Source organism: Paenibacillus mobilis (assembly GCF_058267595.1).
Map to the genome: position 1 here is coordinate 521835 of NZ_JBZCMS010000001.1, position 13212 is coordinate 535046.

General features: G+C 54.2%; 11 protein-coding genes. 8 read left to right on the forward strand and 3 right to left on the reverse strand.

What is annotated here, in order from left to right; translation table 11 throughout:
• Window positions 1-127: 127 nt before the first annotated feature.
• The gene (locus tag AC3ZPD_RS02455) at window positions 128-583 is read left to right on the forward strand and encodes a GNAT family N-acetyltransferase (protein WP_490982670.1); all 456 of its coding nucleotides are present in this window, start codon (window positions 128-130) and stop codon (window positions 581-583) included.
• A gap of 94 nt (window positions 584-677) precedes the next feature.
• Here AC3ZPD_RS02455 and AC3ZPD_RS02460 read toward each other — a convergent pair whose 3' ends face one another.
• A complete protein-coding gene (locus AC3ZPD_RS02460) occupies window positions 678-989 on the reverse strand; it encodes a cupin domain-containing protein (protein WP_490982671.1) in 312 nt (103 codons plus the stop codon).
• A 183-nt stretch (window positions 990-1172) separates the two neighbouring features.
• Between AC3ZPD_RS02460 and AC3ZPD_RS02465 the strand changes: the two genes are divergently transcribed.
• Window positions 1173-2429 (forward strand): DUF438 domain-containing protein, encoded by a 1257-nt coding sequence (locus AC3ZPD_RS02465; RefSeq protein WP_490982672.1) that lies wholly within the window; start codon window positions 1173-1175, stop codon window positions 2427-2429.
• Between the two features lie 24 nt (window positions 2430-2453).
• Here the strand turns inward: AC3ZPD_RS02465 and AC3ZPD_RS02470 are convergent, their stop codons facing one another.
• Both AC3ZPD_RS02470 and pdxR read right to left on the reverse strand, forming a co-directional pair.
• A complete protein-coding gene (locus AC3ZPD_RS02470) occupies window positions 2454-2957 on the reverse strand; it encodes a Crp/Fnr family transcriptional regulator (RefSeq protein ID WP_490982673.1) in 504 nt (167 codons plus the stop codon).
• A gap of 22 nt (window positions 2958-2979) precedes the next feature.
• Window positions 2980-4431, reverse strand: a complete 1452-nt coding sequence (gene pdxR, locus AC3ZPD_RS02475; protein WP_490982674.1) for a MocR-like pyridoxine biosynthesis transcription factor PdxR — start codon at window positions 4429-4431, stop codon at window positions 2980-2982.
• A gap of 141 nt (window positions 4432-4572) precedes the next feature.
• On the opposite strand from pdxR, the gene AC3ZPD_RS02480 reads away from it, so the two are divergent.
• From AC3ZPD_RS02480 to cysK, 6 genes are all read left to right on the forward strand, one after another.
• Complete coding sequence (locus tag AC3ZPD_RS02480) at window positions 4573-5202, forward strand: LysE/ArgO family amino acid transporter (protein WP_490982675.1); 630 nt, start codon at window positions 4573-4575, stop codon at window positions 5200-5202.
• Window positions 5203-5312: 110 nt separating this feature from the next.
• Complete coding sequence (locus AC3ZPD_RS02485) at window positions 5313-6668, forward strand: sodium-dependent transporter (RefSeq protein ID WP_490982676.1); 1356 nt, start codon at window positions 5313-5315, stop codon at window positions 6666-6668.
• 157 nt (window positions 6669-6825) lie between these two features.
• On the forward strand, window positions 6826-8427 hold the full coding sequence (locus AC3ZPD_RS02490) for a TerB N-terminal domain-containing protein (RefSeq protein ID WP_490982677.1): 1602 nt from the start codon (window positions 6826-6828) through the stop codon (window positions 8425-8427).
• Window positions 8424-9833 (forward strand): ATP-binding protein, encoded by a 1410-nt coding sequence (locus AC3ZPD_RS02495; RefSeq protein WP_490982678.1) that lies wholly within the window; start codon window positions 8424-8426, stop codon window positions 9831-9833. The genes AC3ZPD_RS02490 and AC3ZPD_RS02495 overlap by 4 nt, the downstream gene beginning before the upstream one ends.
• The gene (locus AC3ZPD_RS02500; RefSeq protein ID WP_490982679.1) at window positions 9830-12049 is read left to right on the forward strand and encodes a DEAD/DEAH box helicase; all 2220 of its coding nucleotides are present in this window, start codon (window positions 9830-9832) and stop codon (window positions 12047-12049) included. The genes AC3ZPD_RS02495 and AC3ZPD_RS02500 overlap by 4 nt, the downstream gene beginning before the upstream one ends.
• Before the next feature lie 65 nt (window positions 12050-12114).
• Window positions 12115-13038, forward strand: coding sequence for a cysteine synthase A (cysK, locus tag AC3ZPD_RS02505; protein WP_490982680.1), 924 nt, complete (start codon window positions 12115-12117; stop codon window positions 13036-13038).
• Window positions 13039-13212 lie beyond the last annotated feature (174 nt).

The window sequence follows — 13212 nt, forward strand, 5'->3', positions numbered from 1 at the left end:
TTTCGGGGGCTTTCTTTTCGTGGAAAAGGCAAGTTTAAGGCTGATCCTGATCTTTTTGCTGAGGAAGGATTGCCCGCTGCCCGCTGAAACTCTATACTAGGAGCATTACATAGGGAGGAGCAGGGTTGTGGAAATTAAAATCGATGATTTGACTGGCACGGCCATTATCGGGTTATTGGAAGAACATCTGCAGGATATGTATGCCACATCCCCGCCGGAAAGCGTGCACGCGCTTGATCTTGAAGGGTTAAGAAAACCGGAAATTACGTTTTGGACGATTTGGGAGAACGGAGAGCTGCTGGGCTGCGGAGCTTTGAAAGAGCTGGACGCCGGACACGGAGAAATCAAATCGATGCGTACCGCGTCCCGCCACAAACGCAAAGGGGTAGCGGAAACGATGCTGGACCACATCGTTCGGACTGCCCGGGACCGGGGCTATAAACGCTTAAGTCTGGAAACAGGGTCCATGGCGTTTTTTGAACCGGCACGCAGGCTTTATGAGAAGCTGGGTTTCGAATACTGTGGTCCATTTGGCACGTATACGAATGATCCCAACAGCACTTATATGACCAAAGAACTGTAGTTAGCAGTCAGAGCCGGTATCAAATCGGCTTGAAAAAAAGAGACGTCCGGCAGGCCCGCCGAAACGTCTCTTTTTGTTTTATCCACTTGTTTGTTTATTGTTTAATTAAGGCGGCGTACAGGCGGGATCCGGTTTGTTCGCTGCTTCGGTAAGAGAAATCTTCCTCGCCAGACACCTGAACGACGTCTCCGTGTTTCATAGCAGCGGCCTTGCCGTCGGCATAAACCGTTCCTTCGCCTTCCAGCAGCGTTACATATAAAGTGGCACCGGGATGTTTATGGGTGGGCAGCTGCTGGCCGGGCCCGAAAGTAAGCACAAACACCGAATAACCCGGTTGCTGGAACAGTATTTTTTTCGTAAAGGTGCTGGCTGGTTTTTGATCCGCAAAAATGTTTTGAAAGTCCATGTGCATTCCCCTTCCTTTTCTTCTGTACCTTTATCCTATAAATCTCCTGACTCATCTATTGTGATTGAAATCACAAGTTTGTGGATAACCAGATGTTACTTTTTAAACAGAATCAGTAGGGAAAATCTGAGGGAAGAAATGGAAAGATCAGATGGAAAGATCACCGACCAGGAGGGAATAAACATGAGCGAGCTTATCAATAACCGCGAACAATACAAGGAAGACAACGGCAAACGGTTGGAGCTGCTGAAGGAAATTATAAAAGAGCTGCATAACGGGACGGGCGTCGAAGAGGTTCAGGCGCGGTTTTCCCAGGCTGCCGGCGATATTTCGGTGGCTGAAATTTCAGCCCTCGAGCAGTCGCTGATGGAGGAAGAGGGTATTCCGGTAGAAGAGGTGCAGCGGTTGTGCAGCGTACATGCGGCCGTTTTTAAAGGTTCGATCCAGGACATTCACCGTGCGCCGGGCAAACCGGAAGAGCAGCCGGGGCACCCGGTCCATACTTTTAAGGCGGAAAATCAGGAAATCGACCGGCTGGTGCGTTTTACGATTTCCCTGCACGCGGATCAATTCCGCAAAGACGATTCGGAAAACAGCCGCCTGAAGCTGCTGGCCGACCTTAATTTGCTGTACGATCTCGATAAACATTACAGCCGCAAAGAAAATCTCCTGTTCCCGTTTCTCGAAAAATACGGTATCTATGGGCCTACAAAAGTGATGTGGGGCGTAGATGACGGCATCCGCTTAGGCATTAAGGAGCTTAAAACCAAGCTGACCGATTACAACGGGAACAAAGAAGAGCTGTTTGGACTTCTAGAGCGGGTGATGAACGAAGTGACGGATATGATTTTTAAAGAGGAGCACATTTTGCTGCCTATGGCCTTGGAAAAATTAACGGAAGACGAATGGCTCAAAATTGCCGCCGAAAGCGAGGAGATCGGCTATTGCCTCGTTTCGCCGCAGCAGCGGTGGGTGCCGGAACGGGCCCTCGAGCCGGAGGCAGCGGAAGAGCCTGCCGCAGAAACCACCCTGCCGCAGGGGATGATCCGGATGGAGACGGGCATTCTTTCCCTGCATCAGCTGGAAACGATGCTGAACCATCTACCGGTGGACTTGACCTTTATCGACGAGCAGGATGTCGTCCGGTATTTCTCCCACGGCAAAGAACGGATTTTCGCACGCACCAAAGCCGTTATCGGCCGTACCGTACAGAACTGCCATCCGCCGCAAAGCGTTCATATCGTCAACAAGCTGCTTGAGGATTTCAAGTCAGGCGTAAAAGAGGTTGAGGACTTCTGGATTCCTTTTAAAGATAAGTTCGTTTATATCCGTTATTTTGCGGTACGGGACGAAGAAGGGAAATACCTCGGCACGCTGGAGTTTACCCAAAACATTGAACCGATTCAAAAGCTGGAGGGCCAGAAACGGATCATGTCCTGAGAGGATGTCCTGATTAAACAGCGTTTATTCGTTCGTCTGCTGCCGGAGGAGGCGGTTAATCGTCTCTCTTCTTAAGCCGATCAATTGGCCGATTTCGCTTTGGGTCAAAATATCCGTTATAGACGCAGGCTGAATATAAGCCTGAAACCAGGCCTGCAGCTGCTTGAGCTTATCCGCCGGGGCCACTTCGGTCAACTGGTCGATGCGCTGCTGCATCATCCGGAGTTTGTCCTGCAGCTGCAGGGCGACCGAACGGTACAGCTCCGGATTTTGTTCCAGATTCTGATACCATTCCGAGGCCGGAATCCTTTCCACCTCGCAGGGAATGAGGGCTACAGCCGTTCCGTAATAAGGATTGGGACTGATCAGGGAATGATGGGGGATCGTTTCGCCGGGCGTGATGACGTTCACCAGGAACTCGGAGCCGTCCTCATGCACGCGGACGATTTTCAGCATCCCGCTTTTTATGCGGTATAAAGGGCCGGATTCCCCTTGACGGAACAAAGTATCGTTTTTTTGCAGAATCATTCGGATTACCTCCAATATATCGTTATTCCATCAGCTGTCTGATAATTAGCGCCAGGCGTTTTAATCCCTGCTCGAATCCAGACATCGGGGCGTAAGCGAAAGACAGCCGGAGATTGCGGTTGTGCTGCTGGTCATAGATATGGCCGGGGTTGAGCAGAATGCCCTGCGCCAAAGCCGTTTCGAACAGCTTGTGCATGGACAGGGAAGGGAGCAGGCGCAGCCAAATGTAAAACCCGCCCTGAGGAATGCTCCACTCCGCCAGCCCTGTCAAATGCCGTTCAAGCAGCTCAAGCATGTAGTCCCGGCGTGCTTTCAGCTTGTGGCGCAGCTCTGTCAGATGCTTCTGATAGAATCCGCCGGACATCCATTCGGCCACGGTCAGCTGGGACAACGAGCTTGAACCGTAGTCGGTCTGCATTTTAATATCGGCCAGACGGTCGATGACAGACTCGGGTCCGGCCACCCATCCGATGCGGAGACCGGGGCTTAGCGTCTTGGAAGTGCTGCCCAAATAAAGCACAAGCCCGTTTTTGTCCATCGCCTTAAGCGTAGGCGGAGGAGGGGCATCGAACCACAAGTCCCGGTATACGTCGTCCTCTATAATAGGGAGCCGGATTTGCTCGCACAGCTTCAGCAGCTCCCTGCGTCTGGATTCCGGCATCATAAGCCCTGTGGGATTTTGAAACGTCGGAATCGTGTAAAGCAGCGAAACTTGCTGCTTCTTTTTTTGTTCCGCGTTCAGCCCGGGGAGAAGGCCGCTTTCATCCATCGGCAGGCCGAACAAACGGATTCCCGCAGACTGAAAAACATTCAGGGAATACAAATAGGACGGGTTCTCCAGCCAAACGGAGGTTCCCGGCTTCAACAGGCCGACCGCTACCAGCTGCAGCGCCTGAAGCGCTCCGGACACGATCAGGATTGAAGATGGGGAGACGTCCATGCCCGCCGTTTTCAGGTGTTTGCTGATTTCCTCTCTTAAGGCGAGGAGACCTTTGGGTTCCTCGTAGCCCAGCGGACCGATACGTCCAGAAAGCTTGCTTAACGCCTGCCGCATTTTGTCCTGCGGGAATAATTCAGGGGAAGGTTCTCCTGTTCCCAGACGTAAAATACCCGGATAAAACTCCGCTTTGTTAATGACCTGTATGGTCGGCAGATTCGGGGCATGGCTGCCGGATTGAACATAGGAAGGCCAGTCGGGCGGAGGAGTGGAGCTCAGCAGGGACCAGCTGTTGTTGGCGATCAGCGTGCCGCTGCCTCTTTTTCCCTCGAGAAGCCCTTCGGCAACCAGTTCGTCCACAGCGGTTACGATGGTGCTCCGGTTTACCTTCCAGCCGGCTGCCAAGGACCGCTGCGGCGGAATTTTGCCTCCGACGGGCCACTCGCCGCTTTCGATTTTTTGTTTAATAAACAGCTTGATCTGGACATATAAAGGAATCGTTGACAGCTTGTCCGGCTGCCAGTCGGGAATAAACAAGTTCAGCCACTTCCTCGGATGCCGTTTTTTCCATTGTACCCTTTGGTTGGGTTGGCGGCAATCCAATTGGTTGGATACGGAGCTGCGGATTGCGGTTACAATGAAGCCCATCCTTAAACTTGGTATTGGAGGCTGTTTCTTGTGTTGACCGCATTTCTTCACGGTTTTATCCTGGCTTTCGGGCTTATACTCCCGCTGGGGGTTCAAAATGTTTTTATTTTTAACCAGGGGGCGCGGCACAGCCGGTTTCTGCATGCCCTTCCGGCTGTGCTGACCGCCGCTATATGCGACACCGTATTAATTTTTGCCGCGGTGATGGGCATCTCTTTGGTGATTCTGGACATCGCTTGGCTAAAAAGTGTTCTTTTAGCGGCAGGATTTATATTTTTGCTGTACATGGGCCTGCAAACCTGGAAAAGCGGGGCTGCTTCGGCAGAAGCCGGCGGATTCGAGACGGAAAAAGGGCTGCCGATGTTGCCGCGCAAGCAAATGATTTTTGCAGCCTCGGTTTCACTGCTGAATCCCCATGCCATTTTGGATACGATCGGCGTGATCGGCTCCGGTTCGCTTGCCTATTCGGGAATGGAAAAAGTCGCCTACGCCGGGGCCTGTATCCTGGTCTCCTGGATTTGGTTTGCCGCTCTGGCTTATGTGGGTAAAAGATTAGGAGAGCTCGACGCCAGCGGGCGCCTGATGGCCTTGGTCAATCAAATATCCGCACTGATCATTTGGGGAGCGGCTCTATTCATTGGATATTCATTTTTGAAATAGCTCTTTCATGAATATACAGAAATAAATTACTGACATCTGACATGACATGAAATATAATGAGGAAACTTATACAGATTTGGCATTTCATATGCAAGGAAGGGTGTTAGAAGTTGAAAAACAACAACCAGACCGGAGCTTCAAAAGGGGACCGCTTTTCTTCCGCCGGCTTTATTTTGGCCGCGATCGGCAGCTCGGTGGGACTCGGCAACATGTGGAAATTTCCTTACATAACAGGGGAGTATGGCGGAGCCGCCTTTTTTCTGCTGTTCATCGTCTGTCTGATCGCGATCGGCCTGCCGGTACTGCTTGCCGAGCTGGCCATCGGCCGGGCAGGACGGGGCAGCGCCTCCACTTCGTTCGTAAAGGCGGGAGGCGGTAAGCTCTGGCAGCGCTTCGGCCTGCTGCAGGTCCTTTCTCCGTTTATTATTTTGTCCTTTTACGTTATTGTGACGGGCTGGACGCTTCATTACGCGGTGCTGTCCTTCAGCGGACGTTTGTTTGATACGAATGATTTTTCAGGAAAATTTGCCGGTTTTACCGGAGGTTATCTGACGATCGTGTGGCAGATCGTGGCGATTGCACTGACCGGGCTGATTGTAGGCGCCGGCATTTCCAAAGGGATTGAACGTTTTAATAAAATCGTCATTCCCGGGCTTGTGATTTTGCTGCTGGTTTTGCTGGTGCGTGCAGTCACGCTTCCCGGGGCGGGAGAAGGGGTTTCCTTTTTCCTTAATCCGGATTTCTCCAAGCTGACGTCCGAATCCGCGCTCGTTGCGCTGGGACATGCCTTTTTCTCTTTGTCGCTGGGGATGGGGGTACTGATTACTTACGGCGCCTACGTGGACAAGCGGCAGTCGCTTGGCACGGCTACGCTTGCTATCGGAGCGGGCGACCTAATTTATGCGCTTATCGCCGGACTGATTATTTTTCCGACAACCTTCTCTTTCGGAATTGACCAGACGCAGGGACCCGCGCTGATCTTCATCGCGCTGCCCGCAGCCTTTTCGGCTATGCCGCTGGGCGCTTTTTTCGGCGGTTTGTTTTTCATCCTGCTGGCGATTGCAGCGCTGACTTCCGCCGTCTCGCTGCTGGAGGTTCCAGTCGCTTATTTCATGGACCGCTGGGGCTGGAGCCGCAACGTATCGGTGGTAGTGCTTTGCGTGATCTGTTTCCTTCTGGGCGTACCTTCGGCCTTGTCACTTGGCATGGTGCCGGCGCTTGGAGATATGGGGGGCAAAGCCTTTTTCGACTGGATGGATTTCGTCGCTTCCAATATTCTGCTGCCGCTCGGCGGACTGATGACGACGATCTTTGCGGGCTACTTCTGGAAAAAAGCCGGGGAGTCCGCCGGCCTGACCTCCGGCTGGTTCCGCGTATGGGTGTTCACGCTCCGTTACATCGCGCCGGTCCTCGTCGTGCTGGTTCTGCTGCATACTTCGGGCATCATCAAATTCTCAAACGAATAATCTTTAAATCCTTATGGGCTAAGAGCCTGCCGGATAGTCCGGCGGGTTTTTTTGCGCTCGCTAGAATGCGAACGTAAGTTTCTAATTTCACCATAAACAGCCGGAAATTATGCTATAATACGGAAATAAGAAACTGCCGCCAGGGGCTGATAGAGGAATGATGAAAGATCCAATTCAATTTGCAGTGATAGATTTGTTCGAAGAAGAGCCGGGAATGGCCATTCCTTCCCGCGAAGAGGCCGGACTGCCTGCCGAGGTGACGGATGCCGACCCTTTAGAGGCGCTGAAACGCGAACGGAAATTTGTGAAGGAGGCGGAAGCTCGGGTTTTTGAACAGGGGAAAGAAACGCCGTTTGTGCCCTTCATGAGTTATTGGCCGACTTATGACCAGATGAGCGGGGCTCAGCGCTCCTGGTATTTTTATTGGCGTGCGGAGGTTCGTTCAGGCCGCTATCCGCGCACCGATCTGTCCTATTTGTTTGTGCACATTTATGAGCTGATCAACGGCGTTGGCTTCACCGATTCTGCTGACGGCTTCGAACAGCTGAACAGGCTGTGGGATGCATATGCGGCGGATTATCCCCGGCTGAGTCATTACATGAAGGACTGGCTGTTTGATTTTGCGCTGGTCCACCGGCTGGAGGTTCCATTGTCCGGTATTCTGGAACGGGCCGGCGGTCAGGCTCCGGCTGAACTGGCGGCGTTGGAGCTTATGCGGGGCCTTGGCGATCCGCCGGGTCCGCTACCGCTTGCCCTGCTGCTGCAGGCGAGCGATTACGACGTGCGGCGCAGCCGTTTTTTTCAGGCGGAGGGGCAGGAGGAAATGACCGTTTATCTCCCGAAGGCGGTATCGCTCGCGGATGCTTACCTGCGCAAAACAGCCGGCTCCTCGCTTGAGGACCGGTATGGCGACGTAGAGAAGAAGGCGTTCCGCCGATATCTTTTCCGGAGTGCGGTTTATGATCAGTCGCTTTATGGAAGCACGGTGGAAGTTTATACGAAACCTTTACTAGGCCATCCGCCATTTCGAAATATCATTACCGCAATTATCCGTTATACGGAAAATAAGCTGCGGGAGCTGCGGTCGTTTAAAGGCCGGTTGAAAGACGTAGAGTTGGACTCTGGACTGGCTAAAGTCATCGGACGTTATCTGGAACAGGAGATAAAGGGGATTGACGCTGTCAGCCGTCCGGAGCCTATCCGGATTGATCCGCAAAGGCTGTCGGTTTTGCAGCAGGACACGGAGCTCGTTCAAAATATGCTGACCCTCGAGGAACGGCAGAATGAAGAATCGACTGAAACAGGAGAGTGGTCCGAAGGGGAAGAAATCGGGACACCGGATGTGCCGGAAAATCGGGCTTTGACTGTGGGGGAAGGAGTATCGGAAAATCGGGATTTGACTGCAGCTGAAGAGGTTGCTGCAAATCACGCCGGTACGTTCGCAGCGGAACCAAGTTTTTCTGCCGAGGTTTCAGTTGCTGCTCTGCTATGGGATACAGACGGGCTGGACGCAGAGTGGAAGGACTTTGCGGGGATGCTGAACGTATGCCAGATCAAGGCGCTTCAGGTTTTGCGGGAAGGGGCCGCCGCACAGGAGCTGGTCCGGATTGCCGGCGAATACGGCACGATGCCGGAGCTGATCATCGATGAAATTAACGACGCAGCGATGACGGCAATCGGAGATCTGGTCATTGACGGTTTGGCGATTGTTGAGGAATATAACCCGAATTTCGAAGGGTTGAAAGGATGGGCGGAATGAACGAAAGAGAAATGAACTTGACTGCGGGAGCAGCAGGAACGACGGAAGCAGCAGGAAGGACAGGGGCCGCCGCTGCGGCACCGTCTGCGAGCGCCTCGAAAATTCCGAAACGCCTGACCACCGCACTGGTGAATTCCCTGACGGCCGGGGTTGTGCCGCGCGTCGGTTTGGAGCATATCACGGTCGGGCGGCGTACCGAAATCGAAGCCGTGCTGCGGGACATGGAGAACATCGAGGAAGGCGGGGCCGCCTTTAGGTTCATTACCGGACGTTACGGCAGCGGAAAAAGTTTTCTGCTCCAGACGATTCGCAACTACGCGCTTGACCGTGATTTTGTAGTCGCCGATGCCGATCTTTCGCCGGAGCGCAGGCTGGTCGGCACCAAAGGACAGGGACTGGCGACCTACCGGGAGCTGATGACCCATTTGTCCACGCGGACCCGCCCGGACGGCGGCGCGCTGGAAGCCATGCTGCAGCGATGGATCGCCGCCATTCAGCAGGCCGCCATGCAGGAGAAGGGCCTGCGGCCCGAAGATCCGGCCATGCAGCTGGAAATGGAGCAGCGGATCTTTGCCGTGATTACGGAGATGCAAAGCATGGTGCACGGCTTCGATTTCGCCAAGGTTCTGGCCGTTTACTGGAACGGCTTCCGGCTCGGCGATGACGACAGGAGGCAGTCCGCGCTGCGCTGGCTGCGCGGGGAATACGCCACCAAAACCGAAGCGCGCAAGGCGCTGGAGGTGGGCGTAATTATCGACGACGACAATTGGTACGATTATATGAAGTTATGGTCGGAGTTTACCGCTAGGATCGGATACAAGGGGCTGCTTTTGTTTGTGGACGAGGCGGTGAATTTGTACAAAATCACCAACAGCGTTTCCCGTCAAAGCAACTATGAAAAGCTGCTGACGATGTTTAACGATACGATGCAGGGCAAAGCGGGTCATTTGGGCATTTTTGTCGGCGGGACCCCTCAGTTTATAGAAGATGAACGAAGAGGGCTGTTCAGCTATGAAGCGCTGCGTTCACGGCTGGTGGAGGGCCGTTTCGCGGGCAGCGGTTTCGTAAACTATACGGGACCGATTTTAAAGCTGGAGATGCTTTCCCATGAGGAGATTTTAATCCTGCTGCAAAAGCTGGTCCGGATTCATGCGCTTCATTTCGGTTACACGCCGCGGCTGAGCGACGGGGAGCTGGTGGATTTCATGCAGTCGGCCGTTAACCGGCTTGGCGCCGACGAACTTTTGACGCCTCGTGAAGTCATCCGCGATTTTATGGATGTGCTGCATACGCTGCATCAAAATCCGGGTTTGTCGTTCCGGGAGCTTACCGGCGAGTTGGCCCGGCAGCCGGTGAGCCGGCAGACGGATGAAACGGACGATTTTCTGGCGGAGTTTGAGTTATGAGCGGAAATCCGTTTTATCGGCTAGCGCCCTTTATCCAGGAGTACATTTATAAGAAACGCTGGGACAAACTCCGTATGGCGCAGGTGGAGGCCTGCCGGATCGGCTTTGATACGCTGGATCACCTGCTGATTGCCGCCGGGACGGCGTCGGGAAAAACGGAAGCGGCTTTTTTTCCGGCTCTGACCGAGCTTTATGAAAGACCCTCCAGGTCCGTCGGGATTTTGTACATCGGTCCGCTCAAGGCGCTGATTAACGACCAGTTCGAGCGGATCAAGGATTTGCTGGCGGAGTCCGGCATTCCCGTCTGGCATTGGCACGGCGACGTGTCCCAAGCCGAAAAAACGAAGCTGATGAATAAACCTTCGGGCATTCTCCAGATTACGCCGGAATCGCTGGAAGGACTGCTGATGAACCGGCCGAATGCGATTCCGGCTTTATTTCAGGATTTGCGTTACGTGATTATCGACGAGGTTCACGCTTTTATGGGAGTGGACCGGGGCATTCAGGTATTAAGCCAGCTTGCGCGCATAGAGCGGATGGCCGGCGCCCGTCCGCGCCGGATCGGCTTGTCAGCCACGCTCAGCGATTATGACGCCGCCAAGGCCTGGCTCGGAGCCGGCACCGAAAATGCCGTATCGGTAGTTGCGCCGCCCGGCGGGCGGAAGCTGAATCTGCGGATCGACCATTTTTCGTTCCCGGACGCGCGGGACGAAGAGCAGGCGGAGCAGCTGCAAAACGCACGCAAGGCTTATTATGATTTTATTTACGATGCGACGCATTTGAAAAAGGCACTTATCTTTACCAACAGCCGCACCGATGCCGAAGTGACGACGCTGGAGCTTAGGCGGACAGCAGCCAAACGCCAGCAGCCGGATGTTTTTTACGTGCATCACGGGAGCATATCGGCCATGCTCAGGGAAGAAGCGGAAAATGCGCTGCGAAGAGGACCCGGTCCTGCGGTTGCGGCGGCTACATTAACCCTGGAGCTGGGCATTGACCTAGGGGAGCTGGAGCGTGTCGTTCAGCTGGGCGCTCCCTACAGCACCTCAAGTTTCGTCCAAAGAATGGGAAGATCGGGACGGCGGGAGGATACGGCTTCCGAAATGCTGTTTGTCGTCCATGAAGAAGAGGACGAGGAAGCGCCTTTGCCGGCGCGGATGCCTTGGACGCTGCTGCGGGCCATTGCGGTGATCGAGCTGTACGTCCGAACCCGATGGGTGGAGCCTGTGGAGGTCCGCTCCCTGCCGGTCGGCACCTTGTATCACCAAACTATGAGTTCGCTAAAAAGCATGGGGGAAGCGGAGCCGGCCGACCTGGCCCGGTTTGTGCTGTCACTGCCCCCGTTTTGCGAGGTGAGTGCCGACCAGTACAAAATCTTTTTGAATTACCTGTTGCAAACGGACCATCTCCAGTGGACGGAAGACCAAACGCTGATCATCGGGCTGACCGGCGAAAAAATCGTTAACAACTTCCGGTTTCTGGCCGTTTTTAAAGATGACGAAGAACACGCAGTGTATAACGGTTCCGAGGAAATCGGATCGATTACGACGGTGCCGCCGCCGGGATACTGTTTCTCCTTGGCCGGAAAGCTCTGGAAAGTCGTCGAGGTGGATACGAAACATAAAGCCGTTTATGTAAAAGCTGCCAAAGGCAAGGTGGATACACTCTGGCTTGGTTCCGGCGGGGATATCCATACCGAGGTTGTCCGCAAAATGAAGGAAGTGCTAAGCGAGTCCGCGATTTATTCCTATTTATCGCCGCAGGCGGTCAACCGCCTGGAGCGGGCGCGCCGGCTGGCCAGGGAAAGCGGGCTGCTCAAGCAGACGGTTATTCCGGCCGGGGGCGATTCCGTGTTTATTTTGCCCTGGGTCGGAAGCAAGCCGTTCCGGACGCTGGAAAGGCTGATTAAACACAACCTGATGGAACGTCTATACCTGAGATCCGTCGTGCCTATGGAGCCCTATTATATGACTATTTCGGGCTGCCGCGACCCGCAGCTGCTGCAGAATGAAATCCTCCAGATCTGCGCGGAATCCAATGAGGAACAGCTGCTGGACCCGGAGGATGCGCCTTATTTGGGCAAATATGATGAATTTGTAGCGCCGGAGCTGGTGCGGCAGGCTTATGCGGCGGACGGGCTGGATCTCCGGGGGCTCAGGGAGGGTTTGGCCTTGAACCTGAAGCGTAGCGCAGACTTTGCAGAATCTGCGGAATAGTTCGGGAAATAGAGGCGGAACCTTTTCATAAAGCTTTTATTATTTACCTAAGGAGGGTTAGAGCATTGGCTGTCAAAATAGTGAACCGGATCACCGACCTGATCGGCGACACTCCTGCCGTAAAGCTGCGGCACCTTACAGGAGAACAGGATGCCGAGGTTTACGTCAAGCTGGAGTATTTTAATCCGAGCGGCAGCGTCAAAGACAGGGCGGCAAGAAACCTGATCGAGCAGGCGGAGAAGGACGGGCGGCTGCAGCCTGGTGCCACGATCATCGAGCCGACCAGCGGCAATACAGGCATAGGTCTCGCCATGAACGCTGCGGCGCGCGGTTACAAGCTGATCATTACAATGCCTTCGAATATGAGCAGGGAACGGATCAATATCATGAAGGCCTACGGTGCGGAAGTGATTTTGACGCCGGCTGAGGAAAGAATGCCGGGGGCAATCCGCAAAGCAATGGAGCTGCAGGCAGCTATTCCCGGCAGCTTTGTGCCGCAGCAGTTTGAGAATCCGGCCAACCCGGATGCGCACCGCGGCACCACCGCCCGTGAAATTCTCGAGCAGATGGACGGCCGGCTGGATGTGTTTGTGGCGACTTCAGGTACGGGCGGGACCATTACCGGAACAGGGGAAGAGCTGCGCAAAAATCTGCCGGGCGTCCGTGTGGTTGTCGTGGAACCGAAAGGTTCGCCGGTTTTGTCCGGCGGGGAGCCGGGCCCGCATAAGCTGGTAGGGACAAGCCCGGGATTTATTCCGACTATCCTGAATCAGAAGGTGTATGACGAGATCGTCCAAGTAGCGGACGAGGACGCGATCCAAACCATCAAGCAGCTGGCCAGGCTTGAAGGTCTGCTGCTGGGCCCGTCTTCGGGCGCTTCCGTTTGGACCGCGCTCCAGGAAGCCAGACGCCTGGGTCCCGGCCATAGAATTTTGTGTATCGCCCCTGATAATGGGGAGCGGTACTTAAGCTCCGGCATTTTTGACTAACGCAGCGCAAATGAGGTGCTCCGCAGGCTGCCTTCCATTCGTTTGTTGATCCCAAAGCCAGTTGCCAGAAACTAACAGCGCCAACTGCCAGCCTGGATCAAAGCTAAAGCCCCTTGCTCATCCAGGTGGAGAGTAAGGGGCTTTTTTGAGTCACGATGGAATATTTATAGTGCG